We start from the raw sequence: 26,204 nt of genomic DNA, 5'->3' as shown, positions 1-26,204 counted from the left end.
ATTGCAGCAAGTACCCCTCCCCCTACCCCCTCCCGCAAGGGGAGGGGGCGTGAGTATTTTCTGACCGCTCCCGCGTTTTCTTCGTCGCGCTGGCGCTACTGCGAGGCTGAATCAGAATTTGACCCAGCCCCCTCCCCTTGCGGGAGGGGGTAGGGGGAGGGGTTCAATAGAAGAGTCAGCGGGCGAAAGCCCGCTTCCGTTCTTCCCCATGGACAATCCTTCATTTGATTCCGCCGCCGCGCGGTCGCGAGCATGGGGCTTCCGTCGGGAGCTCCTGCCATGCGCATCGTCTTCCGCTGCGATCCGGCGCTGGCCGAGCATCTCCCCCGCCCGCTGCCGGCGCGCGACGCGCTGCCCGGCTGGCTGAAGGCGATGCCGGCCAAGGCCTTCTCCGAGAGCCATGGCCGTGAGATCCGCACCGTCAAGCAATGCCCGCCCTTCGTCGATGCGATGACCCATGGCTTCGTCATGCCGCTGCCCTGCGACGTGCGGATCGAGAAGGACGCGGTCGCCTGGGACTGGGACATCCCCGAGCCCGCCACCGCGGGCCATCCGCGCGCGCCCTTGAGCTTCCATGTTGCCGAGCAGTTCGCGGGCGCGCCCTTCGCCAACGGACGCTCGGCGCTCAAATTCAACAGCTTCTGGACGGTCGAGCTCGAGCCCGGCTGGTCGCTCTACGCGACCCATCCGGTCAATCGCGACGACCTGCCCTTCCGGCTGCTGACGGGGCTGGTCGATTCCGACCGCTTCCAGGATGGCGGGATCAATTTTCCCGCGGTCTGGGTCGATCCGGATTTCACCGGCCTGCTGCCGAAGGGCATGCCGGTCGCGCAATGTTTCCCGGTGTCGCGCGCGGGCCTCGATCTCGTCTGCGAGAGCTTCGATCCCGCCCGGCAGGCGGCCTATGCCGGCACCGTCGCCCAGGTGCTCACGAAGCCGGGGATCTATCGCAAACAGTTCCGCGCCAAGCGCCGCGAATAGCGCGAGGGAACGCTCAGCCGCCCAGCGCCCGCTTCAACGCCTCGAGATCGAGCCAGAGCCTGCCCTTGGGCGAGGAGGTCAGCGCATGCGCGATCATGCCGAAGGTCGAGGGCCGCAGGCGGTAGGCCCGGCCATAGGCCGCCATGGCGCCCGCGAGATCGCCCGCCTCCTGCAGCACCACGCCCAGATTGACCGCCGCCTCGGCCAGGGTTGGCTGGCGTTCGAGCGCCGCGCGATAGGCGGCGGCCGCACCCTCGAGGTCCTGGAGGTCCTGGCGCGCCAGGCCCAGATCGAACCAGAACGAGGCGGGGCTGGCCTCGTCGATCGCGAGCGTCAGCAGGGCTGCCGCCGTTTCGGGGTCGCCCCGTTCCCAGAGCTGGCGCGCGATCTTGGCCGCGAGCTTGCGCGCGGGCGGGTTGGCCGATTGCCGGCGCAAGGAGGGCATCAGATGCAGGGCGGCACCCTGCGGGTCGCCCTTCGCGAACAGGATGTTGGCGAGCAGGTGATGCAGCGCCATGTCGTCGGGCGCCAGGCGCAGCCCCTCCAGGCAAAGCGCCTGCGCCGAATCCGGCGAGCCCGCATTGAACGCCGACACCGCGCTGCGGATCAGGGAGTCGATCTGTCCCATGCGCGCGAGCCTAGGACGGAACGCGGAAACGCGCCTTGATTTTTGAGAGGGCGAGCGAGCCCAATCCTGAATCAACCCCTCCCCCTACCCCCTCCCGCAAGGGGAGGAGGCGTGGATTCATTTTCTGCAGCTCTCTCTTCCCAAGGGGAAGGGGCGTCGATTTATTTTTTCTAGCCCCCTCCCCTCGCGGGCTACGGGATTCACGGATTTTTGCCTTCGGTAGCGAGGGCGTAACCCTCGAGACGCGCGGCGAGTTGGTTCCAGCCATAGCGCATGGTCTTTGGTCCCGGGGGCTTGTAGTAGCAATTCCAACCGCCGAGACGAGCGGCGATCCAGGCGACGAAGGCGAGAGATCCGGGTGGGTGTGGGTTTTTCTGCCTCTGGGTCTTGCCCTCCAATTTTTTGGAGAGGCGCTCGAGCGGGATGGCGAAGGCCTCGTCGATCACATCGGTGGCGGGGCGCGGACCGCCATCGCGGGCATCGACCAGCTGGATGGTGCGCACCGCACCCGCCAATCCGATGGCGGCCAGATTGAACAGGCGCTCGGCGTCGACCAGTTGACTGTCTTCGAGGGCGAGGCCGTCGCTCTTCAAGGCGCGGAAGGTCTGCTCAATGCGCCAGCGCAACCGATAGAGCTGGACGACATCCTCGGCTTGCGCGCCATCGGCGACGGCATGGGTGGTGAGCAGGCGCCACAGCAGCGGGGTCTTACCGGCCGGCGCCTCGACCTCGCGGGCCTCGACCAGGTTGAGCTCGATCTCCCGAGGCAGCTTCTCCACCAGGCCGTTGACCGGCCGGGCGATCCGCACCTTCCCGGCACGCAGCTCCACGGTGGCGATGCGGCCCTTGTCGCCCGGCCCGCGCGGCGCCACCCGGACCTTGCAAACCCGGAGGCACGCTGCATCCCCGAGCGCCTCGAACAGAGGACTGCCCTCGGCCAAGTTGCGGTTCTGGGCCGCCCGCACGATCAAATCGAGACCCTCGGGCTTGCTGGCAAAGAGCGGGTAAAGATCGCTTTCCCGGTCGGCCACCATGGTCACGCGCGCCGCCCCGCTCAAGCTCGCGACCGCGCTCGCGCAGCCCGCCAGCCAGCGCGCCGATTCCTTGTCCCCCGAGGCCCGGCTGCGCCGGCGCGCCGCCGCCTCGTCAGCCCGCGTCCAGATCGCCGCATCGACCAGCCCGACCACTGCCTCGCTCTCCACATCCACCGCAATCACCGGATGGATGAAAAAGCCCGGCGTCGTTCCATTCCCCGCCGGCCCGAACCCACGGCGCTTCTTATCCCGGCCGGCGAAGTTGATCTCGGTCGTGTCCTGGACCGCCAGCACATGACGCCCCACGCATCGTTCCCCCGTTCGGCCCGCCAGCGTCTCGACAATCCGCTCCACCGAAACATAGGGCGAGGACAGAAACCGATGCACCGCCATCTCGCCCGCCCGGTTCTCTCCCAGCTGGCGCAGCACCAGCGACCCCGTCGCCGCAACCCGCTCGATCAGCCAATCCCCTCGCTTCTCAACACGAATATCGCCAAACGACATCGCCAGATCCTCGCAAAATCACCCCGAAGATCTTGAATCATATTTACTTCCAACACGGAATCACTTCCGTGAATGCCGTAGCCCTCGCGGGAGGGGGTAGGGGGAGGGGGCGGCGCGAAGACTCAACCGGCGCAGGCGCGTTTCCGTTTTTCCGTCACGCCATGAATTCCCGCGCGATCGCCGTCGCGATCTCGGCATGGGCGGCGCTGAGCGAGTCCGGCGTGTGCGAGGAGCCGGAGAGATAGATGGCGATCAGGATCGGCTTGCGGCCGGGCGGCCAGGCGATGGCGACGTCGTTGATGGCACCATTGGCGCCGCTGCCCGACTTGTCGCCGGCCTTCCAGTCCGACGGCAATCCTGCGCGGATGCGCGCGAGGCCGGTGCGCGAACTGACCAGCCAGCCGATCAGGAGGGTCCGCGACGCGTCCGATAACACCGGGCCCGTCAGGAACCCGGCCATGTCGTCCACCATGGCGCGGGCGGTCGTGGTGTCGCGAAGATCGGCGGAGAGATTGGTGTTGAGCTCGGGCTCGAAACGGTCGAGCCGCGTTACGCGATCGCCGAGGTCGCGGACGAATTGCGTGAAGCCCTGCGGCCCGCCGATGAGGTCCAGCAGCAGATTGGCCGCCGTATTGTCGCTGACCTCGATGATGGCGGCCAGGAGCTCGCGCACCGTGATCGAGCCCTGCGCCAGATGCGTCGAGGTGACCGGCGCGTAATTCACCAGATCCGACGCGTGGATCGGAATCGCCTGGTCGAGGTCGAGCTGCCCGCGATCGACCTGCAGCAACACCGCCGCCGCCAGCGGCAGCTTGAAGGTCGAGGCCATGGCGAAGAGCGAGCTGTCGTCATAGCCGATGCGCCGCCCGGTCTGCGTATCGAGCGCGTGAACGCCGAGACTGCCGCCGATGCGCGCGCGAATGGCCTTGAAATCGGGCTCGGCCGCCGCGGCAGGCCGCGCGGCGAGGATAGCGCCACCGACCAAGGTCGAGGTCGCGATGGCCAGCAGCCTGCGGCGCGTGATGGCGGTGTGACGGAGAGATTCGATTTGGGTCATGGAGGAGAAACTAAAACGGAAAGAAGCGGCGCGTGGTGATTTTCGAGAGATCGGCTGCGCCTCTTCCTGAACGAACCCCTCCCCCTACCCCCTCCCGCAAGGGGAGGGGGCGTGGTTTCAATATTTTCTAGCCCCCTCCCCTTGCGGGAGGGGGTAGGGAGAGGGGAACCTGGAGTCAGGGAGCGAAGCGACCTTCCGTTTTACCGCCGCCCGAACAGCCGCTCGATGTCGGCGAGCTTGAGCTCCACGTAAGTGGGGCGGCCGTGATTGCATTGACCGGAGTGAGGGGTGGCTTCCATCTGGCGCAGGAGCGCGTCCATCTCGGGCTGGGTCAGGCGCCGGCCCGCGCGCACGCTGCCATGGCAGGCCATGGTGCCGCAGACATGCTCGAGCCGCTCCTTCAGCGACAGCGCCTCGCCCATCGCGGCCAGCTCGTCGGCCAGATCGCGCACCAGGCCCTTGGCGTCGGTCGGCCCCAGCATCGCCGGCACCTCGCGCACCACGACGGCGCCGGGTCCGAAGCCCTCCAGCACAAGGCCCAGCTCGGCCAGCTCGGCGGCGCGCGCGACCAGGCGCGCGACCGCGGGCTCCTCCAGCTCGACCACTTCCGGAATGAGCAGCCCCTGCCGCGCCACGCCGGTCTCGGCCAGCGCCTGCTTCATGCGCTCATAGACCAGCCGCTCATGGGCCGCATGCTGGTCGACGATGACGATGCCGTCCGCGGTCTGCGCCACGATATAGGTCTCGTGCAGCTGCCCGCGCGCGACGCCGAGGGGATAGGCGCTGCTGGGTGACGCCGTCTCGGCCTCGCCGACCCCGCGCGCCGAGGGCCGGTCGAAGCCTTCGAGCGGCGCGAAGGCTTCGGCCGCCGCCTCGGCGAGGCGATGCGGCAGCGTGCCGCCGCGAGGGCCGCCATAGTTCCCCTGGAAGAAGCGCGAGGGAGCGCCGGCAAAGGCCGGCTCCGCGCCGAGCGAACCGCCATAGCCCGAGCCCGCCTGCAGCGCCCCCAGCGCCGCCTGCGCGACCGTGGTCGAGGCGCGGTGGCCGGCCTCGGCCAGCGCGTGGCGGATGGCGCCGACGATGAGGCCGCGCACCAGCCCCGGATCGCGGAAGCGCACCTCGGCTTTGGCAGGGTGGACATTCACATCGACCTCCTCGGGCGGCAGCTCGAGGAAGAGCGCCACCAGCGGATGGCGGTCGCGGGCGAGGAAATCCTGATAGGCGCCGCGCACGGCGCCCTGCAGCAGCCGGTCGCGCACCGGCCGGCCATTGACGAAGAGGAACTGCTGGTCGGAGGTCGCGCGGTTCAAGGTCGGCAGGCCGGCATGGCCGGTGAGGCGCAGGCCCTCGCGCCGCGCATCGAGCGCCAGCGCGTTCTCCTGGAAGTCGCGGCCCATGATGGCGCCAAGGCGCGCGAGGCGCGCGCCCGTCTGGTCGCCGATCAGGTCGGCGCCCGGCGGCTGGAAGCGGAAGAGGACGCGGGTCTCGTCGCGCAAGGTGAAGGCCACCTCGGGATGGGCCATGGCGAGGCGCTTCACCACCTCCTCGGCATGGCCGAGCTCGGTGCGGGGCGCCTTGAGAAATTTCAGCCGCGCCGGGGTGGCGAAGAAGAGATCGCGGACTTCGACGCGGGTCCCCTGCGCCAGGGCCGCCGGCTGCGGCTTGCCCTTGGCACCGGCTTCGAGCGCCAGGCTCCAGGCGCTGTCGGCACCCGCCTTGCGGCTGGTGAGCGTGAGGCGGCTCACGGCTGCGATCGAGGGCAGCGCCTCGCCGCGGAAGCCCAGGGTCGCGATATGGACCAGATCGTCGTCGGGCAGCTTCGAGGTGGCGTGGCGCTCGACCGCGAGCTCGAGCTCGGAAGGCGTCATGCCGCCGCCGTCGTCCTCGACCAGGATCAGGCTTCGGCCGCCCTCGCGCAGCATCACCTCGACGCGGCTGGCCCCCGCATCGAGCGCATTCTCGACCAGCTCCTTCACGGCGGAAGCGGGCCGCTCGACCACCTCGCCGGCGGCGATGCGGTTGACCAGATCGGGCGGCAAAAGACGAATCACCATGGGCGGAACGGTAGCAGAACGGGCGGGCCCGAACCATGGGCGCAAGGCTGTCACGAACCCCGCAGGGAAGCGCGCTTCAGCGCCGCCCGGATCACCGCTCGCGCCGCGCGAGGCCGGGCCCGTAGTGCGAGCCTCGAGATCGCCGTCGACCCCATCGAGCCGGCAACGGGATGGAATAACCCTGACGACGACACGAGAAATGCTGCGGGCCGCATCGCTCCTCCCATCGGGCAGGGCCATAATCGCCGATTGAGGATTCGCGCGACTCCACAAGGGCGCCTAGGGTGGTCTTCTGGGGTGGAACGTTGGGGAGGGCCTGGACCATGGCGTCGCTGAGCGACAATCCCGAGGACCGGATCTCGCCCTGGTGGATCCGCACCGTCCTGATCACGCTCGTCGTCGGCTTCGCCGTTCTCATTCTCATCACCCAGCGCGGCTACGAAAACGCGCCGCCGATCCCGGCTCAGGCAGTCGATCCCGCGGGCGCCACGGTCTTCACCGGCGACGATGTCTCCTCCGGCCAGCAAGTCTTCCTCAAATACGGTCTGATGGACAATGGCTCGGTCTGGGGCCATGGCGGCTATCTGGGGCCGGACTTTTCAGCGCTCTACCTGCATCGCCTGTCGGAGGATCTTCAGGGGGCGCTGGCGCAGAGCCGCTACAACGCGCCGCTCGACTCCCTGACCAGCCAGCAGCGGGCTTCTCTCGACAGCGAGGTCGCCGCGACGCTCAAGGAGAACCGCTACGATGCGGCCAGCGGCACGCTGGCGCTCACCGCCACCGAGGCCGAAACCTTCCAGAAGGAGATCGAGCGCTGGCGCGGCTATTTCCACGACCCCGCCGGCAATGGCGGCCTCAAGGCCGACCTCATCACCGATCCGCAGGCGTTGCGCCAGCTCACGGCCTTCTTCGCCTGGGCGGCCTGGGCCGCGGTCGCGAACCGGCCCGGAGAACTCTATTCCTATACCAACAACTTCCCCTACGACCCGCTCGCCGGCAACAGGCCCACCCCCGGCACGCTGGTCTGGAGCGTTCTCTCGCTGATCGCGCTGCTCGGCGGGACCGCGCTGGTGCTGTTCGCCTTCGGCAAGTTCGACTATCTGGGCTGGACCAGCAAGGGACGCCATGTCCATCCGCGCATGATCCCCGGCCAGGCCAGCGCCAGCCAGAAGGCGCTGGTCAAATATTTCGTCGTGGTGGCCCTGCTGTTCCTGGGCCAGGCGCTGATCGGGGGCGGTGTCGCGCATTACCGCGCCGAGCCCGGCGACTTCTACGGCTTCGACCTGTCGCAGATCCTTCCCTCGAACCTGCTGCGCACCTGGCATCTCCAGACCGCCATCTTCTGGATCGCGACCGCCTATGTGGCAGCGGCGCTGTTCCTCGGGCGCATGCTGGGCGGTGAGGAACCGCGCGGCCAGAGCGGGCTGGTGCATCTGCTGTTCGGCGCCTTCGCCGTCGTGATCTTCGGCAGCCTGCTGGGCGAATGGGCCGGCATCGCGCAGCTCTTCCCCGAGCATTGGTTCTGGATCGGCAACCAGGGCTGGGAGTTCCTCGAGCTCGGCCGGTTGTGGCAGATCCTCCTGGTCGTCGGCCTGGTGGTCTGGTTCGGACTGCTCGTGCGCGCCGTGCGGCCCACGAAGCTGGCGCCGGACATGCGCGAGGTGGGCCGCGTCTTCCTCCTGGCGGCGCTGGCGATCCCGGTCTTCTACGTCCCTGCCATGTTCTTCGACGGCAAGACCAACTACACCGTCGTCGATACCTGGCGGTTCTGGATCATCCATCTCTGGGTGGAGGGCTTCTTCGAGTTCTTCGCCACCACGATCGTGGCGGTGATCTTCCTGCAGCTCGGCATCACGTCGCGCGGCACGGCGCTCCGGGTCATCTATCTCGACGCCATCCTCTATTTCGCGGGCGGGCTGATCGGCACCGGCCATCACTGGTATTTCACCGGCCATACCAACCTCAACCTGGCGCTCTCGGCGGTGTTCTCGGCGCTCGAGGTGGTGCCGCTCACGCTCCTCACGCTCGACGCCTGGGATTTCGTCAAGCTCACCCGCAGGAACTGCGAGGTCTGCGGCCAGTCGGTCGCGGTCCCGCATAAATGGACCTTCTACTTCCTGATGGCGGTGGGATTCTGGAACTTCGTCGGCGCGGGCATCTTCGGCTTCCTCCTCAACCTGCCGATTGTGAGCTATTACGAGGTCGGCACCATGCTGACGCCCAATCACGGCCATGCGGCGCTGATGGGCGTGTTCGGCATGCTGGCGGTGGGCTTGACCGTGTTCGTGCTGCGCCAGGTGAGCAGCGACGAGAGCTGGGCGCGGCTCGAGAAATATCTGCGCGTCTCCTTCTGGGGGCTGAATATCGGGCTGGCCATGATGCTGGTGCTGAGCCTCTTCCCCGGCGGCGTGCGCCAGCTCTGGGACGTGGTCGAGAACGGTTACTGGCACGCCCGCAGCCTGGCGCTTACGGCGACGCCGCTGATGCGGACCCTCGAATGGATGCGGCTGCCCGGCGATCTGGTGTTCATCTTCCTGGGTGCCGTCCCGTTTCTGCTGGCGGTCCTGCAGGGCTATTGGCGGATGCGGCGCGGATCTCCGCACCCCGCCGGCGGGATGCTGCACCGCCCGGCGCCGGCCCGCGACGCCGAGCGCTGATCGCCGGCGGGCGGGTGCCCGCTCGCGAGGCCTTGGACCCGGTGCTTCCGCCTATGGTCAAATCTCGGCCGCATGACGGCCGCGACCATCCTGATCCCGACCTTCGACCATGGGCCCGCGATCCTGGCCCAGGCGATCGCCAGCGCCCAGGCGCAGAGCGTCACCGACACCGAGATCTTCGTGGTGGGCGACGGGGCGCCGCCGGAAAGCCGTGCCGCCGTCGAGGCCCTCGCCGCCGCCGATCGCCGCCTGCGCTATTTCGACAATCCCAAGGGCGAGGCGCGCGGCGAGCGCCATCGCCATCGGGCGCTGCAGGCGGCGACCGGCGAGATCGTCTGTTATCTGGCCGACGACGATCTCTGGTTTCCCGATCATGTCGAGATCATGCGGGGCCTTCTCGCCGAGGCCGATTTCGCCAACGGCCTGCCCGGCCAGATCGACGGCGACGGGCGCATCCAGGGCGGCTTCGTCGATCTGGCCCTGCCCTATTTCAAGCGCATCATCCTGGAGCGGGCGAACCGCATTCCCACCAGCTTCGGCGCCCATCGCCTCGACTTTTATCGGCGGCTGCCGCAGGGCTGGAATCCGGCGCCCGGCACCTCGCCCTCGGACTGGCATATGTGGCGTCAGATCCTGGCGATGCCGAACTGCCGCACCCGCAGCGCCTTCATCCCGACCGGCATCTGCCTCCCGTCGCCGCAGCGCCGCCATATGACGGTCGAGCAACGCGCCGCCGAGCTCGCGCGCTGGCGGGCGACGATCGCCGATCCGCTCCAGCTCGCCCGGCTGCGGATCGACATCCTGGCGCAGGCGGTGGCGCGGGCCGGCCGCGAGGCCGAGGATGGCCGGATCCTCCAGGAGCGATCCCAGCCCCGGTCCCCGGGCGAAATCGAAGCGGCGCGGGCGGACCTGGTACAGCGCCTCGCCCAGGCCGAGGCGAGGATCGCGCTCCTGCAGGCGACGCTCGCGGCCGCGCCGCCCTCGTTGTTCTCACGCGCCAAGATCGCCCGCGCGCGGGTGCCTTATCTGCGCGCGGCCTGGCGGCGCTTGCGCGGCCGTCCCGCCTCCTGATCTGCCGCCGGCCTCCAAAGGCCAGGGGCGGTTTTCTTCCCTTCATCGCATGGTAGAGTTCCGACCCACGCTGTCCGGTGCCTTCCGGTCGTGCTTTTCGGGGGCAAAAGACCGATGTCCGCCACGCCAGGTACGCCCGCAACCGCGGGCGAAACCTCCGCAACCGCGCTGCCGCGCGGCGTCACCCTCTGGCCGCTCCAGCCGCATCGCGACGAGCGCGGCAGCTTCGCCGAGCTCTACCGCCAGAACTGGGCGACCGGCATCGAGCCCCGGCAATGGGGCCTGCTCGCGACCGAGGCGAACGTGCTGCGCGGCATGCACGTCCATCCGCGCCATGACGAGTTCATCGCCGTCACGGCAGGCCGGCTGTTCGTGGCCCTCAAGGATCTGCGCCCGCGCTCGCCGAGCTATCTCCAGGCCGCCCCGCTGCTGCTGACCGGCGAGATACCGGCTCTGCTGACCCTGCCGCGCGGCGTGGCCCATGGCTTCTACGCCCACACATCTTGCAGCGTGCTGATCGCGGCCACGGCGTATTACGATCCGACCGACGATCTGGGCTGCCTCTGGTCGGACCCGGACCTCGGCATCGACTGGCCCTGCCGCGATCCCCAGCTCTCGGCCCGCGACCGCGACGCCCCGCCGCTCGCCTCCCTGGTGGCGGCGGTCGCGCGCGCCGATCCCGGTCTCGAGCCCGGCGTCGCCGACGGCCGATGACGCAACCCTCGCCGGCTTCGCCGACGTCTCTGCCCGCCCTCCCCGTCGGCCTGGTGGGCTGCGGCCGCTGGGGCCGTCACATCCTGCGCGATCTCCAGGCACTGGGCGCCGTCGTGACCGTGGCCGATCCCGACCCCGGCGCCCGGGCCCACGCCATCGCGCAAGGCGCCGCCGCAGTCGCCGATCTCGATCAACTGCCGCCCGACCTCGCCGGCTATGTGATCGCCTCGCCCGCCGGGCGGCATGCGGACGCGGTCGAGGCGCTGCTGGAGCGGGACCGGCCGATCTTCGTCGAGAAGCCTTTCACCACCGGCAGCGCCTCGGCGCAGCGCCTGGCGGCGGCCGGCCGGGGCCGCCTCTTCGTCATGGAGAAGTGGCTCTGGCATCCGGCCGTCCGGTTCCTCGCCGCGCTCGCGCGGCGCAAGGATCTCGGCCCCGTCGAGCTGCTCGCCTGCGCCCGGCTCCAGCCGGACCTCCCGATCCGAGACGTCGATCCCGTCTGGACGCTGCTGCCGCACGATCTCTCGATCGCGCGCGAGATCCTGGGCACGCTGCCCGAGCCTCGCCTCGCCCGTGCCGAGTGGCGCGACGGCGCGGTGGTCGGACTGGTGGGGCTGCTCGCCGGCGGGAACAACCCAGCCACGCCCCGTTTGCATGACGCAGGCCCCCCGCTCTCCGGCGCCACGCCGCTGCTTCATGTCGAAGTCTCCGCCGCGAGGGCGGAGCGCCAGCGCTCGATCCTGCTCGGCGGCAGCGAGGGCCTCGCCTTCTGGTCGGAGGGCGCGCCCGAAACGGTCTTCGTCGGGCGCCGCCCGGCGACGGCGCGCAATGCAAGAGATGCAATAACCACGGGCGATTTCGAGCCTCACGCGGTCGCCGGCGAGATGCCGCTCGAGGCCGAGCTGCGCGACTTCCTCGTCCATCTCGCCGGCGGTCCGCCGCCGCGCTCGAGTGCCGCCGGCGGCGCCCTCGTGGTCGAGCGCATCGATGCGCTGCGTCGTCTTGCGGGCATCGAGGTCGACGCCTGAACGCGGCGGCCGAGCGACGAAATTGAGGCAAAGGCGCCGCAATCTCGTCGCCTCGATAAAGAAGCCGTAAAGAATGATGTCGGAGTCATAAAGAACGGACGCTCGAGCGACGCTTGCGCGCCACAGTCGGGCAGGTTTTTTCTCCTCGCCCGAATTTTCTCTTGCGATGCGCCGAGAAATTTCTATATGAGTGCGTCAGACGCCTAACGCACGAGCCACTGGCCCTTTGTAGGTTAAGCAACCGGCGGATCGCGTCCTTCTGGTAACCCCCCGTTTTAGAAGAACGGGTTTCCGAGAGGGAACGACGATGCTCCTTGCTCCTCAGGGCGGCCGTACCGCCCGTATTCGCTCCGCCCAAATTCGTAACACCGCAGCACCGCAGAAGCTGCCGACCCCGGCCAACGAGCCGTCGGTCGCCGACATCCTGCGCGCGGAAGCCGCCTGCGCCGATGTGACCCAGGCGGGCCTGACTCAGACGGGTTTGGCGGGGCCCAAGCGCTCGCGACGACGCCGTGGCGCCGACCTCTCCGTCGTTCCGCCGCAGCCCTCCGACCGCGGCATCGTCACGCCCCGCATCGCCGAGTTCCTGGACCGCGTCCAGCCGCAGACCCCCTGCCTCGTGCTCGATCTCGAGGTGGTCGAAGGCAACTATCGCGGCCTCGCCGCCGCCCTCGATCCGGCCGAGCTCTATTACGCCGTGAAGGCCAACCCGGCGCCGGAGATCCTGCGCCTGCTGGCCCGGCATAACGGCCATTTCGACGTGGCCAGCCGCGGCGAGATCGACCAGTGCCTCGACGTGGGCATCCATGCCGACCGGCTTTCGTTCGGCAACCCGATCAAGAAGCAATCCGATATCGCCTATGCCTTTGGCCGCGGCGTGCGTCTCTTCGCCTTCGATTCCGAGGGCGAGCTCGAGAAGCTGGCCGTGGCCGCGCCTGGCGCGACCGTGTTCTGTCGCCTCCTGGTGGACGGAGCCGGCGCCGAGTGGCCCCTGTCGCGCAAGTTCGGCTGTTCCTTCGCCATGGCGAAGGCGCTGCTCCTGCGCGCGCGGGCGCTCGGGCTCGATGCCGCCGGCGTTTCCTTCCATATCGGATCGCAGCAGACCGACCTGTCGCAGTGGGACAAGGTACTTGGCCAGATCGCCCAGCTCTATCGCGAGCTCGAGGCGGCGGGCCTGAAGCCCACCCTGCTCAATCTCGGCGGCGGCTTCCCCGCGCGCTATCAAAAAGAAGTGCCCTCGATCGGCGATTACGGCCGGGGCGTGATCGACGCGGTGCGCCGGAATTTCGGCGACGAGATGCCGCGCCTCATTGCGGAGCCCGGCCGCGGCCTGGTCGGCGAGGCGGGCGTGATCGAGAGCGAAGTGGTGCTGGTGTCGGTCAAGGACGCGGCCGACCCGCAGCGCTGGGTCTATCTCGATATCGGCAAGTTCTCCGGTCTCGCCGAGACCATGGACGAGGCGATCAAATACCGGCTGAAGACGCCGCATGACGGCGGCGTCACCGGGCCGGTGGTGCTGGCGGGTCCTTCCTGCGATTCCGCCGACATCCTCTATGAGAAGACCGCCTATGAGCTGCCGCTGGCGCTGAAGCCCGGCGACAAGATCCGGATCCTCGCCTGCGGCGCCTATACCACGACCTACTCCTCGGTCGGGTTCAACGGCTTCGCCCCGCTCAAGGCCTACTGCATCTAGTCAGGCTTCCAGACTTTCCTGACCTGGCATACAGGGCCGGCCCGGGACTTCCGGGGCCGGCCCTTCGCTTTTGCCGAATGCATGAACGCGACATGCAGATCGCGCCTCTTCCTGAGACAAACCCCTCCCCCTACCCCCTCCCGCAAGGGGAGGGGGCGTGGTTGGCGTCGATCTCGCTCGAAGCTTAAAAGTTGAGCGAAGCGATCACATCGACTTAGGGGGTAGGGGGAGGGGTGACGCGGCACCGCCGCCGCCAAGAAAAAATTCTTCCCCGCGAACCGCCTTCACCGCCATGATGGCGCTGCGAGAGTTCTGGGGGGCGTCGAGTTTTCGTGAAGAAAGCGGCAAAGAAACGGGCCGCGCCCAAAACGGGTGCTGCGTCGGGCGGGCTGCTGTCGAGCTACGACACCGGCGGCTACTGGTGCGAGCTGCAGGGCCATTCCCACCATGCGCTGGCGGCCTCGGCCGAGTTGGCGCGCCGGCTCGACAGCTTCTCGATTTCCGAGCTGAAGAAGCGCTCGAACGCGGCCACCCGCGAGTTCATGACGCTGGGCGTCACCTTCACCGTCTATTCCAACCGCGACCAGGTCGACCGGATCCTGCCCTTCGACGTGATCCCGCGGGTGATCCCCGCGGCCGAATGGGAGCGGCTGGAGCGAGGCGTGGTCCAGCGCGTCGCCGCCATGAATGCCTTCCTCGGCGATATCTACGGGGCCCAGAAGGCGATCAAGGACGGGGTCGTCCCCGCCGACCTGGTCTTCGGCAACGCCAATTACCGGAAGGAGATGCAGGATCTCCCCGTCCCGCACGGCACCTATATCCATGTCTGCGGCACCGACATCGTGCGCGGCAAGGACGGCAGGTTCCGCGTGCTCGAGGACAATGGCCGCACGCCCTCGGGCGTCTCCTACGTGGTCGAGAACCGCCATCTGATGCAGCGGGCCTTTCCGGACCTGGTGCAGGATCTGCCGATCCGGCCCGTCTCGAACTACGGCCAGAAGCTGGCCGAGGCCCTGAGCCAGATCGCGCCCGCCGGCGTCAGCGATCCGCAGATCGTGCTGCTCTCGCCCGGTTCCTTCAACTCGGCCTATTTCGAGCATATCTTCCTCGCCCGCGAGATGGGCGTGCCGCTGGTCGAGGGCCGCGACCTGGTGGTCGAGGCCGACAAGGTCTTCATGAAGACCGTGGGCGGGATGGCGCCGGTCCATGTCATCTATCGCCGGCTCAACGACGATTTCCTCGATCCCGAGGTGTTCCGGCCGGATTCGATGCTGGGCGTGGCCGGGCTGATGCGCGCCTACCGCAAGGGCAATATCGCGCTCGCCAATGCGGTCGGCACCGGCGTCGCCGACGACAAGGCGATCTACGCCTATCTGCCGCGCCTCATCCGCTACTACCTCGGCGAAGAGGCCATCATCGACAATGTCGAGACCCATATCTGCCGCGAGCCCGAAGGCCTGAAGTTCACTCTCGACCGCATGGACGAGCTGGTGGTCAAGCCGGTCGGGGAATCGGGCGGCTATGGCGTGGTGATCGGGCCGCGCGTCAGCAAGCGCGAGCTGGCCGAGGCGCGCGACAAGCTCACCGCCAATCCCAGCAACTTCATCAGCCAGCCGATGATCGAGCTCTCGGTTTCGCCCACCCTCTGCGGCCGGACCATCGAGCCGCGCCATGTGGATCTGCGCCCCTTCGCCGTGACCGGCCAATCCACCTGGGTGCTGCCGGGAGGCCTCACCCGCGTGGCGCTGCGCAAGGGCTCGCTGATCGTCAATTCCTCGCAAGGGGGCGGCTCGAAGGATACCTGGGTCCTTGGCTAGGCTCCTCGCCCGTTTCGCCGACTGCGTCTTCTGGACCGCCCGCTATGTGGAGCGCTCGATCTCGCTCGCCCGCGTGCTCGACGTCAACCAGGCCTACAGCCAGGACGCCAAGGGCAACCGCAACTGGCAGTCGATCCTCACCTTCTATGCCGACGAGGAGCGCTTCGCCGAGCTCTACAAGCAGTTGAGCGCGGACGCGGTCATCGCCTTCTACACGACCGACCCGCGCAACCTGGCGTCGATCCGCTCCTGCCTGCGCCAGGCGCGCGAGAACGCCCGCACCATCCGGCCGCTGATCTCGACCGAAATGTGGTCGCAGCTGAACGCGCTCCATCGCAAGATCAAGCCGCTCAAGGCGAGCTCGGTCACCTCGAAGACCCTGAGCAATTTCGCGACGCTGGTGAAGGAAGGCTGCCAGACCCATGTCGGCATCACGATGGAGACCTTCTATCGCGACGAGGCCTATCATTTCTACATGCTGGGCCAGCAGCTCGAGCGCGCCGATCAGACCACGCGGCTCCTGGATGTGAAGTTCGCGCAGCTGCGGGCGGGCGCCACAGAGATGGGCTCGGCCACCGACGTCTCGCAATGGAACGCGCTCCTGCGCGCCGCCGCCGGCTTCCAGGCCTATCGCCGGCGCCATCCGGTGACGGCGATGTCGCCGCAGAGTGTCGCGCATTTCCTGCTGTTGAATCCGATGTTCCCGCGCTCGCTGCTCTGCGCCGTCAACGGGGCGAATGATGCGCTCAATGCCTTGCGGCGCGAGGCCGGCTTGACCACGGGCGCCCGTGCGCAGAAGCGGCTGCGCGCCTTCCAGTCGGCGCTCATGGATCTCGACATCGACGAGATCATGGCGCGCGGCATGGACGAAGCCATGGACTGGGTCCAGCGCGAGCTGAACGAGATCGGCGACCTGGTGACCAAGGAATTCTTCGGCCGGAGCTGAGCCGGATCGCCGCCGCCCGCCTCAGCGGTCGCCTGGCTCCAGCGCATGCACCTTGACCTCGACCTCCATGCCGAGGCTGTCGGCGGCGGTGCCGCCATAGGTGCCCGCGAGCGGGATCGCCTGGGAGGGATCGCGCGCCACGCCGACTCGGATCAGGTTGCGCCCGCCAACCAGGCCGTTGGTCGGGTCATATTCGATCCAGCCCGAGAGCGGCAGGAAGATCTGCAGCCAGGCATGGGTGGCGCCCGCACCGCGGAAGCCCGACACCTCGCCGTCGGCCGCGGGGTCGTAGAGATAGCCCGTCACGAAGCGCGCGGCGAAGCCCAGCGAGCGCGCCGCCTCCATCATGAAGAGCGCGAAATCGCGGCAGGTGCCCGAATGGAGCGCCAGCGTCTCGGTCGGCGACTGCGTCCCATGCTCGTAGCGGGCGCGATAATTGAAGGTCTTGTTGATCGCCAGCATCATGCTCATCAGCAGAGCGGCGCTGTCATAGGCGCCGGCCTCGAACTGGCGCGCCCAGGCGGCGACGTCGCCCTTGGGATCGTCGTAATGCCGGCGCTCGGTGCCGCCCAGGTCGCGCCGGATCGCCTCCGGATAGGTGAACGGATAGGCCGCGATCTTCTCGCCGCGCGGCATCTCCTCGGCGTCGCTGCCGTCGTCGAACCGCTCCATCACCAACCGGCTCTCGACCGTGAGCTCGGCGGCGGGCTCGAGGAACTCGATCAGCGCGATCGAATTGGAGAAGACGTCATGCATCCAGCGCAGCCGCGCCTTGGGCTGGATCGAGATCGATATGTCATGGAGGCGCAGATCGTGGCTGTCGCGCGGGCGCAGCAGCGCCCGATGCTCGCCGAAGGTGACCGGCCGCGCATAGCGGTAGCGGGTGCGATGCACGACCTCGAACAGCGGCATGGAACTCGATGTCTCCGGCAGCCTTCAGACTTGGGCGGCAACGATAGCACGGGCACCAGCCGGCATCAGCCGGCTCAGGGACGCCCCGATCTTCGTCAAGGCGTGTCGGACAAGCCCGCCGGCTGGCCGACCACGACCCAGGTCAGGACCGCGGGATCCAGCAGGCGCTTGGCGACCCGCTTCATGTCGTCGAGCGTCACCTTGTTGAAGAGCGCGGTGCGCTGCTGCGGATAGTCGATCGGCAGGTGATCGAGCTGCAGCGAGACCAGGCTCGAGGCGATGGCGAGGCTGTTGGTGAAATGGAGCGCGTAGGAGCCCAGGATGTAGGAGCGCGCATCGTCGAGCTCGGCCTGGGTCGGGCCGTCCTTGCCGAGCTCGCCCCAGACCTGGCGGATCACCGCGATCGAATCCTTGGCGCGTTCGTTCTGGGTCGCGGTCTGGGCCAGCACCAGCGACGCGTCGTCATAGCTCGCCAGGTCGGCGGAGATCGAGTAAGCGAGCCCGCGATCCTCGCGTACCTCGCGGGTGAGGCGCGAGCCAAAGCCGCCGCCCAGCACATCGATCAGGATCGCCGCCGCATAATAGTCAGGGTCGCTGCGATCGATGCCGGGACCGCCCAGGAGGATGACGCTCTGCGGCACCGGCTTCTCGATCACGATGGTCTTGCCAGCCCCGCTCAGGGTCGTTTTCGGCGCGCTCGCGGCGGTGCCCGTCGCTGGCAGGCCGCCGAAAGTCCGGTCGAGCAGCGGCGCCAGCTCGGCCGGCGAGATGTCGCCGACCACGCCGATCAGCATCCGGTCCCTGGCGAAATGGCCCTGGGTGAAGCCCTTGAGATCGTCCTGGTCGATCCGCGCCAGCGTATCGGGGGAACCCATCGGATCGCGGCCATAGCCGTGATCGGGAAACACGGTCTGCCACCAGGCCCGCTCCGCGATCTGGTCGGGATCGTCGGCTTCGCTGGCGATGATGGTGAGGATCTGCCCCTTGACCCGCTCGATCGGCTCGGCGTCGAAGCGCGGCTGGGCCAGCGCCATCCGCAGCAGATCGAAGGCCTGGTCGCGATTCTGGGTCAGCGTCCGCATCGAGCCGCGGAATTCATCCAGGCCGGCGTCGAATTTGAGATCGATCGAGAGATCCGACAGCTTGCGCTGATAGCTCTGCGAGTCGAGATCGCCCGCGCCCTCGTCGAGCAGGCCCGACACCAGCGTCGCCAGCCCGTTCTTCTCGGCCGGATCGCTGGCGGTGCCACCGCGAAACGCCACATGGGTGGCGATCAGGGGAACCGAATGATCCTCGACCAGCCAGGCCACGATGCCCCCGGGACTGACCACCCGTTCGATCGTGACTGCGGCCGACGCGCCGGGCGCGGTCCAGGCGAGGAATGCGGCGGTCAGCAGCGGGAGTAACAAAACAGCCACGACATTCCGAAGCCCCCTCCCCTTGCGGGAGGGGGTAGGGGGAGGGGTGACCCGGGCGAGATCTGGAAGAAAATCGCGCGTGAGATTTTCTGCAAATGCGGCGCGGTCTCTTCGCCGCATCGATTGCGGCAGGCGACCCCTCCCCCTACCCCCTCCCGCAAGGGGAGGGGGCGTGCATTCTTTTTCGCGGCCCTCGTGACGTGGCACCGGCGCGGGCAGGCGCCGTGAAGCCTGCAGTGCCCCCCTCATGGCGTTACCCCTTCGAGCGGCACCGGCGGCGCGCCGGCCGGCGCCGAGGCGGCCGCGCCCGGCGCGGGAATCAGCAGGCCGGTGGCGGACTGGTTGATGTCGAGGACCGACTTGGCGGCGGCCTCGATCTGGGCGCGCGTCACGGCGGCGATGCGGTCGGGCCAGTTCTCGATATCGTCGACCTTCAGCCCGATGGCGAGCGCCGAGCCCAGCGCTTTGGCGGGACCCATCAGGCTGTCGCGGGCCTTGACCGCGCCGTCGACCAGCGAGGCCTTGGCCCGAGCGACCTCCTCGTCGGTGACGCCGTTGGCGAGAAGGTCGGCGATCTCGCGATCGATCGCGGCTTCGATGGCGTCGAGCTTGCCGCCCGGATTGGGCGTGGCGGCGAATGTGAAGCTGCCGAGATCGACGCGATCGCCGTCATAGTTGCTCCAGACGCCCGCGGCGAGCTTCTGCTCGACCACCAGATGACGGTAGAGCCGGGCATTGCTATCGCCGCTGAGGATCTGCGCCAGCACCTCGAGCGCATAAGCCTGATCCTGCTTCGGCCCGGCATAATTGGGCGCCTGATAGGTGCGCACCCAGGAGGGCTGCTGCACGCTGGCGCTTTCCAGCGTCACGCGGCGCGGCGCGAATTGCTGCGGCTCGGTCGGACGGTGGCGCACCGGCACGTCGCGGCGCGCGACCGGCCCGTAATATTTCTCGACCAGCGGCTTCGCCTCTGCCGCCGAGATATCGCCCGACAGCACCAGGATCGCGTTGTTGGGCGCATACCAGTGCCCGTAGAAATCCTGCACGTCGTCGGCGTTCAGCCCCTCCATCTCCTGCTCCCAGCCGATCACCGGAACCCGGTAGGGATGATTGAGATAGAGCACCGCGTTCAGCATCTCGGAGAGCTGGGCGCCTGGATTGTTGTCGATGCGCATGCGGCGCTCTTCGAGGATGACGTCGCGCTCGGTATCGACCGTCTTCTTGTCGAGCACGAGGTTGGCCATGCGATCGGCCTCGAGCTCCATGACCTTGGGCAGGGCCTCGATCGCGACCGACTGGTGATAGGCCGTGTAGTCGGCGGTGGTGAAGGCGTTCTCATTGCCGCCGAGCCGCGCCACGATGGTCGAGAACTGCCCGGCGCCGTAGGTCTTGGTGCCGCGGAACATGAGGTGCTCGAGGAAATGCGCGAGCCCGCTCTTGCCGGGCGTCTCGTCGGCGCCGCCGACCTTGTAGAACACCATCTGGGTCACGACCGGCGCGCGCCGGCTGGTGATGACCACCACCTGCAGACCGTTCTCGAGGGTGAAGGTCTCGGGACTGAAGACCTTGGCCTGGCTCGGGCTCGCAAGGCCGGCAAGGAGGCCCGCCAGCAGCAGCAGGCCGAAGATCGCGCAACAGGCACGGCGCCGGACGCCGCGAAGGCGGGCCTCATGGTCGGGTCGATTCGACATGCGGCGCCTCACGCGGCCTCGAAGGCCAATGATGGATTGGGGAACAGGCGTCGCAAGGGGGGCGTCGCCGGCGCGTCCCGGCTGTCTAGAAGATGCCTTCGAGCAGCGCCTTCTTCTTGCGCTCGATCGTCGGCGTCTCGCCGGTCGTGACCGGCAGACCCAGCGCCGAATTTTCCTGCAGGCGCTGCTGTTCCTTGGCCGGATCGACCACGGTGCCGGGCACGCCCGCCTCCCGCCAGAAGATCAGCCGGTCGATCAGCGTCTGATCCTGCTCGATCAGGGCCGCAGTCTCGACATCGATGGTCTGGCGGATCGAGGGATCGATGCCGGTGGCGCCGGCGCTCTGGAGGAACGCCTTCTCGCCGGTCGAGGTCGTGTCCTGGGGTTCGCCCAAGGCCTCGCCGAGGCTGCCGCCGAAGGCATAGTCGCCGAACACGGCCGAGGCCGCCTGGTCGCGGGGCGTGCCTTCCTGCGGGCGGGGTGCGCCGGGGGCCGGCGGACGCAGATTGTAATCGGGCGGCAAGCTCAAGGGGGCGCGCGCATAGACCTGGAACTCGTCCGGCGCCTGCTTGTTGTAGCCGAAGATCTCGCGCGCCGAATCGCAGCCGGAAAGACCGACCAGCAGGATCACCGCGCAGCAAGCGCGAAGCGCGTCATTCTTTGTCATCAGCCAATCGCCCGCCCGAAACGGGCGGTCCCTTATTTTGCCGCCCGGACTTTGCCAAACAAGCCGTCGATGAGCAACAGCCCGACGCCCACTGTGATGGCGCTGTCGGCCACATTGAAGGCCGGCCAACCCCATCCCGCATAATGAAAATACAGGAAATCGATCACCGCACCAAAGCGCAATCGGTCGATCACATTGCCCAGCGCCCCGCCGATGACCAGCCCCAGGCCCCAGGCCGGCAGCGGGGTTTTGACCCGGCTGAGCAAAAATCCCAGCAGCGCCGCCACCAAAACCGCGAATCCAGCCAGGAGATAGGGGGCGTGGGCCGCATCGCTGGAGAACATGCTGAAGCTGACCCCCCGGTTCCAGGCCAGCACCAGGTCGAAAATAGGCAGGATCGGGAGGGTTGTGGGCGGATCCATGACCTGGGTCAGGATGACCCATTTGGAGATCTGGTCCAGGACGATGACCAGGACCGCGCCCAAAGCCCCCCACCGCCACATTTCAGGCAGCCGTCCCGGCCGACACCGCGTCGGCGCAGCGACCGCAGAGCAGGGGATGGTGCGGGTCGACGCCCCGGTCCGGCACCTGGCGCCAGCAGCGCTCGCATTTCTCGCCCTCGGCCAGGCCGACCGTGACGCCGACATCGGGCACGTCGGGCAGGGTGAAGGCGCCCGCGGGCGGCGCGCCCACGATCAGGGTCGCGAGCGAGGTGATGCTGATCTCGGCCAGGTCGAGCCCGTCGCAAAGCTGCTTCAGCTCGGCCGTCAGATAGATCGTGGGATGGGCCTGCAGGCTCGAGCCGATGCGCTTTTCCGCGCGCTCGATCTCGAGGGCGCCGGTCACGACGCGGCGCAGATCGCGCAGGCCCGCCCAGCGCTGCGCCAGCGCAGCGTCGCGCCAGGCGGCCGGGATCTCCGGGAAGAGCCGCAGATGGATGCTCTCCTCGCCCTCCTTCCAGGGCCGATTCTGCCAGGCCTCTTCGGATGTGAAGCAGAGCACCGGCGCCAGCCAGGCGGTGAGGCAGGTGAAGAGCTCGTGCAGCACGGTGCGGACGGCCCGACGGCGAAGGCTTTTGGGCGCATCGCAATAGAGCGCATCCTTCCGGATGTCGAAATAGAAGGCGCTGAGATCGACCGCGCAGAAGTTGTGCAGCTCCATATAGATGTTATGGAGGTCGTAATTGTCGGCGGCGGTACGGACCTGCTGGCCGAGCTCCGCCAGGCGATGCAGGATCCAGCGCTCCAGCTCCGGCATCTGCGCCGGTGGCAGCCGTTCCGCCTCGCTCCAGCCGTCGAGCGCACCCAGGAGGTAGCGGAAGGTGTTGCGCAGGCGCCGATAGTGATCGGCGACGAATTTGAGCGCCTCGCTGCCGATGCGCTGATCCTCGGAATAGTCGCAGCCGATCGCGACCCAGAGCCGCAGGATGTCGGCGCCGTACTGCTTCATCACCTCCTGGGGCGCCAGCACGTTGCCCAGGGACTTCGACATCTTCCGGCCTTGCTCGTCGAGCGTGAAGCCGTGGGTGATCACGGTGTTGTAGGGCGCGCGACCGCGCGTGCCGCAGGATTCCAGCAGCGAGGAATGGAACCAGCCGCGATGCTGGTCCGAGCCCTCGAGATAGACGTCGGCCGGCCAGCTCAGATCCCACTTGCCGGATTCGAGCACGAAGGCATGCGTCGAGCCGGAATCGAACCAGACGTCGACGATGTCGGTGACCTGTTCGAAATGCTCGGGATTGTGCTCGTTGCCGAGGAAGCGCGCCGGCGGGCTGGCGAACCAGGCGTCCGCGCCCTCCTTCTCGAAGGCCTCGGCGACGCGATCCACCACCTTCTGGTCGCGCAGCGGTTCGCCCGTGCGCTTGTCCACGAAGATGGCGATCGGCACGCCCCAGGCGCGCTGGCGCGAGATGCACCAGTCGGGCCGGCTCTCGATCATCGAATAGATCCGGTTGCGGCCCTGCGGCGGCACGAAGCGGGTCTCGTCGATGGCGGCCAGCGACTTGCGGCGCAGATCGTTCTTCTCCATCGAGATGAACCATTGCGCCGTGTTGCGGAAGATGAGCGGTGCCCGCGAGCGCCAGCTGTGCGGATAGGAGTGGGTGAGTCGGTTCCTGGCGAGCAGATGGCCCGCCTCGGTCAGCGCCGCCATCACGGCCGGGTCGGCATCGCCCTTCTTGCCATCGGGACGCAAGACGCGTTTGCCCGCGAACAGCGGCACATGCGGGAAATAGCTGCCATCCTCGTCGACCGTCTGCGGCACCTCGATGCCATGCGCGATGCCAAGTTCATAGTCGTCGGCGCCATGGCCGGGCGCGATATGCACGAAACCCGTGCCCTGCTCGGTGGTGACGAAACCGCCCGGCAGCAACGGCACCTCGAACTCATAGCCCTTGCCGGCGAGCGGATGGCGCGCGATCGTGCCGGCGAGCGCCTCGCCCTTGCCCGACCACAGCGTCTTCGCCTCCGTGATCTGCGCCGCCTTCTCGAACTCGGAGCGCAAGGCCGCGGCAACCAGGAGCTTGTCGCCCGGCTTCGCCACGGCACCTTCGGCGACCGCGACCACTTCGATCAGCTCGTAGTCGATCTCATTGCCATAGGCCATGGCGCGGTTGGCCGGAATCGTCCAGGGCGTGGTGGTCCAGATCACGGCCCCCGCCCCCGCCAGCGCCGGCAGGGCCGAGCGCAGGATCGGGAAGCGCAGATAGATCGTGTTCGAGACATGGTCGTGATACTCGACCTCGGCCTCGGCCAGCGCGGTCTTCTCGACCACCGACCACATCACCGGCTTGGAGCCGCGGAAGAGGCCCCCATTTATCAGGAACTTGCCGATCTCGCGCACGATCTGCGCCTCGGCGAAAAAGGCCATGGTGGTGTAGGGATGGGCCCAGTCGCCCTCGACGCCGAGGCGCTTGAACTCCTCGCGCTGCACGCCGATCCAATGTTCGGCGAAGTCGCGGCATTCGCGCCGGAACTCGACCACCGGCACGGCGTCCTTGTCCCTGCCGGCGGCGCGGTATTTCTCCTCGATCTTCCATTCGATCGGCAGGCCGTGGCAGTCCCAGCCGGGCACGTAGTTCGCGTCCTTGCCCAGCATCTGCTGGGTGCGGTTGACGACGTCCTTCAGGATCTTGTTGAGCGCGTGGCCGATATGGATGTTGCCGTTGGCGTAGGGCGGGCCGTCATGCAGCAGGAAGCGCGGCCGGCCGCGCGACGCGTCGCGCAGGCGCTGGAACAGGTTCAACTCCTGCCAGCGCCTCAGCGTCTCCGGCTCGCGGGTCGGCAGGTTGCCGCGCATGGGAAAGTCGGTGCGCGGCAGAAAAACGGTGTCTTTGTAATCCAACGGTCCCTCGCGTGATCGCCGTTCGTGGCGCCGGGGGCTTCGCAGGCTCCAGGCCCGCCCCGGTCATCCGTCAGTTGCGTGTCAGTGGTTGGTGGAAATCTTGGGTCGGATCTTGGGACGCAGGGCGCGGTCATAGACATCGCCCTCGGGTCCTTTCGGCGTCGGCGGCGCAGCCGCGGGCGACGCACCGGGCTGCGGACCCGCATAGGCCTGCAGGATTTCGCGCGCGCGGGCGCTGTCCTCGGCGATCTGCGCCTTGAGCTCGGGCAATCCGGAGAACTTCTTCTCCGGCCGCAGGAAGTCGATGAAGGCGACGCGCAGATGCCGCCCATAGAGATCGGCCGCCATGTCGAAGAGATGCACCTCGAGCTGAACCCGCGTGCCGCCGACGGTGGGCCGGCGGCCGAGATTGGCGACGCCGTCGACCCAGCGCGTCGCGGCTCCCATATCGATGCCGGCCTTCACCGCATAGACGCCCAGCATCGGCTGGAGATAGTCGCCGATCGCGATATTGGCCGTGGGAAACCCCAATTGCCGGCCACGCTGATCGCCATGCTCGACGCGGCCCTCGATCTCCCAGGGCCGGCCCAGCAGCGCCGTGGCGCTCATCGGCCGGCCGGCGGTCAGATGCTCGCGCACCTTGGTGGAAGAGAACACCTCGCCGCCGTCGCTGGCAGCGGCCTCGACCGAGGTCACGCCCAAGCCATGCATCTGACCCAGATCGGCCAGGAGGGCTGCATTGCCGCGCCGCGCGCGGCCGAACACGAAATCATAGCCGACCACCACATGCTGGGCGGCGAGCCCCTCGATCAACACCTCGATCACGAAGGCCTCGGCGCTCATCTGGGCGAGCCGCGGACCGAAGGGCAGCACGAAGAGATCGTCGAGTCCCATCGCCTCGAGCTGGCGCACCTTGATGCGCAGGGGCGTCAGGCGGAAGGACGGCTGATCGGGTTTGAAGAATTCGCGCGGATGGGGCTCGAAGGTCAGGACCGCCGCATTGGTGCCAAGCTCGCGGGCCTTGGCCTGGGCCCGGCCGATCACCGCCTGGTGGCCGCGATGGACGCCGTCGAAATTCCCCAGCGCCACCACGGCATGGCGCGCTTCGACGGGAATCTCGGTGTGATGGCGGAATAATCGCATGCGTTCCGGCTCGGGGGCAGTCGCAAGACTCCAGCTTCAGGCCGGCGGCCTGGGGCAGGAGAGCGGGCGAAGATAGCGCGTCGCCTGAGGGCTGGATAGGCCGAAGGAGCTCGTCCGAGCCGCGGCGAAAGGACCGAAATTTCCCGTGGCCGCAGGGCCTTAGCGGGCCCCGGAAAGCGCCGTTACTCGGCCGCCTGGACCTGGCGGCGCGGCACCACCAACTGGGCCTCGCCATCGATGACGACGGTTTCGCCGACCTTGCAGACGGTCGAGACCGTGACCCGGGCGCGGACCGGGTCGATCGCCGTGACCGTCACGGTCGCGCGCACTGTCTCGCCGATGCGGACCGGGGCTTTGAATTTGAGGTTCTGGCTCACATAGATGCAGCCCGGCCCCGGCAGCTTGGTGCCGAGCACGGCCGAGATGAAGCTCGCGGTCAGCATGCCATGGGCGATCCGGCCCTTGAACATGGTGCCGGTCGCGTAATCCTGGTCGAGATGGACCGGATTGACGTCGCCGGAGATGCCCGCAAACAGGACGATATCGGCGTCCGTCACGGTCTTGGCATAGGTCGCGGACTGTCCGACCGACAGATCCTCGAGGAAATGCCCGCTACCCACGTCAGCCATCGACCCACACCCTCTGCTCGCGCGCGACGCTCCAGACCGGCCTGGTTGCCGGCGGCGATTCGCTTTGTTGCGGCGCAATATATCTGAGGCTGAAACCCCGAACAAGCAAGCCCATGTGGCAGTTTGCAGGGCAACACTGTCATAATTCTTAATAACCACATGATTATTACCTATTTAACGGCCGGGGGCGGCTGCGGTTCCGGGGGCCTGCCAGGTTT

General features: G+C 67.9%; 20 protein-coding genes. 8 read left to right on the top strand and 12 right to left on the bottom strand.

From position 1 onward, the window contains the following. Positions 1–279 precede the first annotated feature (279 nt). Complete coding sequence (locus tag FRZ44_RS03565) at positions 280–981, top strand: hypothetical protein (protein WP_151175876.1); 702 nt, start codon at positions 280–282, stop codon at positions 979–981. Between the two features lie 13 nt (positions 982–994). Here FRZ44_RS03565 and FRZ44_RS03560 read toward each other — a convergent pair whose 3' ends face one another. From FRZ44_RS03560 to mutL, 4 genes are all read right to left on the bottom strand, one after another. After that, a complete protein-coding gene (locus tag FRZ44_RS03560; protein ID WP_151175875.1) occupies positions 995–1,609 on the bottom strand; it encodes a tetratricopeptide repeat protein in 615 nt (204 codons plus the stop codon). A gap of 200 nt (positions 1,610–1,809) precedes the next feature. Further along, entirely contained in the window at positions 1,810–3,147 is a 1,338-nt protein-coding gene (locus FRZ44_RS03555; protein WP_151175641.1) for an IS4 family transposase, read from the bottom strand. Positions 3,148–3,301: 154 nt separating this feature from the next. Next, entirely contained in the window at positions 3,302–4,204 is a 903-nt protein-coding gene (gene bla / locus FRZ44_RS03550; RefSeq protein ID WP_151175874.1) for a class A beta-lactamase, read from the bottom strand. A gap of 200 nt (positions 4,205–4,404) precedes the next feature. Beyond that, a complete protein-coding gene (gene mutL, locus FRZ44_RS03545) occupies positions 4,405–6,258 on the bottom strand; it encodes a DNA mismatch repair endonuclease MutL (protein ID WP_151175873.1) in 1,854 nt (617 codons plus the stop codon). Positions 6,259–6,581: 323 nt separating this feature from the next. On the opposite strand from mutL, the gene FRZ44_RS03540 reads away from it, so the two are divergent. The 7 genes from FRZ44_RS03540 to FRZ44_RS03510 all read left to right on the top strand — a co-directional run bounded on the left by FRZ44_RS03540 (position 6,582) and on the right by FRZ44_RS03510 (position 16,184). Continuing rightward, complete coding sequence (locus FRZ44_RS03540) at positions 6,582–8,915, top strand: nitric-oxide reductase large subunit (protein WP_151175872.1); 2,334 nt, start codon at positions 6,582–6,584, stop codon at positions 8,913–8,915. Positions 8,916–8,987: 72 nt separating this feature from the next. Next, entirely contained in the window at positions 8,988–9,986 is a 999-nt protein-coding gene (locus FRZ44_RS03535; RefSeq protein WP_151175871.1) for a glycosyltransferase, read from the top strand. Between the two features lie 114 nt (positions 9,987–10,100). Further along, on the top strand, positions 10,101–10,700 hold the full coding sequence (locus tag FRZ44_RS03530; RefSeq protein WP_151175870.1) for a dTDP-4-dehydrorhamnose 3,5-epimerase family protein: 600 nt from the start codon (positions 10,101–10,103) through the stop codon (positions 10,698–10,700). Continuing rightward, entirely contained in the window at positions 10,697–11,728 is a 1,032-nt protein-coding gene (locus FRZ44_RS03525; protein ID WP_151175869.1) for a Gfo/Idh/MocA family protein, read from the top strand. Before FRZ44_RS03530 ends, FRZ44_RS03525 begins: the two co-directional genes overlap by 4 nt. Before the next feature lie 307 nt (positions 11,729–12,035). Then, positions 12,036–13,421, top strand: coding sequence for a type III PLP-dependent enzyme (locus FRZ44_RS03520; protein WP_151175868.1), 1,386 nt, complete (start codon positions 12,036–12,038; stop codon positions 13,419–13,421). A gap of 332 nt (positions 13,422–13,753) precedes the next feature. Continuing rightward, complete coding sequence (locus FRZ44_RS03515; RefSeq protein ID WP_225308535.1) at positions 13,754–15,238, top strand: circularly permuted type 2 ATP-grasp protein; 1,485 nt, start codon at positions 13,754–13,756, stop codon at positions 15,236–15,238. Further along, complete coding sequence (locus tag FRZ44_RS03510) at positions 15,231–16,184, top strand: alpha-E domain-containing protein (RefSeq protein WP_191908397.1); 954 nt, start codon at positions 15,231–15,233, stop codon at positions 16,182–16,184. The genes FRZ44_RS03515 and FRZ44_RS03510 overlap by 8 nt, the downstream gene beginning before the upstream one ends. Before the next feature lie 21 nt (positions 16,185–16,205). Here FRZ44_RS03510 and FRZ44_RS03505 read toward each other — a convergent pair whose 3' ends face one another. The 8 genes from FRZ44_RS03505 to FRZ44_RS03470 form a co-directional block, all read right to left on the bottom strand. Continuing rightward, complete coding sequence (locus FRZ44_RS03505) at positions 16,206–17,096, bottom strand: transglutaminase family protein (RefSeq protein WP_151175866.1); 891 nt, start codon at positions 17,094–17,096, stop codon at positions 16,206–16,208. A gap of 95 nt (positions 17,097–17,191) precedes the next feature. Then, positions 17,192–18,514 (bottom strand): M16 family metallopeptidase, encoded by a 1,323-nt coding sequence (locus FRZ44_RS03500; protein ID WP_225308534.1) that lies wholly within the window; start codon positions 18,512–18,514, stop codon positions 17,192–17,194. A 245-nt stretch (positions 18,515–18,759) separates the two neighbouring features. Continuing rightward, positions 18,760–20,205: a M16 family metallopeptidase gene (locus FRZ44_RS03495; RefSeq protein ID WP_151175864.1), complete on the bottom strand. Its 1,446-nt coding sequence runs from the start codon at positions 20,203–20,205 to the stop codon at positions 18,760–18,762. 85 nt (positions 20,206–20,290) lie between these two features. Further along, entirely contained in the window at positions 20,291–20,872 is a 582-nt protein-coding gene (locus FRZ44_RS03490; RefSeq protein WP_151175863.1) for a DUF3035 domain-containing protein, read from the bottom strand. Positions 20,873–20,904: 32 nt separating this feature from the next. Beyond that, positions 20,905–21,357 carry a signal peptidase II gene (lspA, locus tag FRZ44_RS03485; RefSeq protein WP_225308533.1) on the bottom strand — a complete coding sequence of 151 codons (453 nt, stop codon included), beginning with the start codon at positions 21,355–21,357 and terminating at the stop codon, positions 20,905–20,907. A gap of 19 nt (positions 21,358–21,376) precedes the next feature. Then, positions 21,377–24,169, bottom strand: coding sequence for an isoleucine--tRNA ligase (gene ileS / locus FRZ44_RS03480; RefSeq protein ID WP_151180148.1), 2,793 nt, complete (start codon positions 24,167–24,169; stop codon positions 21,377–21,379). 126 nt (positions 24,170–24,295) lie between these two features. After that, positions 24,296–25,357, bottom strand: a complete 1,062-nt coding sequence (locus FRZ44_RS03475) for a bifunctional riboflavin kinase/FAD synthetase (RefSeq protein WP_151175861.1) — start codon at positions 25,355–25,357, stop codon at positions 24,296–24,298. 182 nt (positions 25,358–25,539) lie between these two features. Next, positions 25,540–25,986, bottom strand: coding sequence for a MaoC family dehydratase (locus FRZ44_RS03470; protein WP_151175860.1), 447 nt, complete (start codon positions 25,984–25,986; stop codon positions 25,540–25,542). Between the last annotated feature and the right edge of the window lie 218 nt (positions 25,987–26,204).

It is taken from the genome of Hypericibacter terrae (genome assembly GCF_008728855.1).
Lineage (GTDB): Bacteria > Pseudomonadota > Alphaproteobacteria > Dongiales > Dongiaceae > Hypericibacter > Hypericibacter terrae.
Note: the sequence above shows the minus strand (reverse complement) of the source record. Positions and strands in the feature narration are given on the sequence as shown.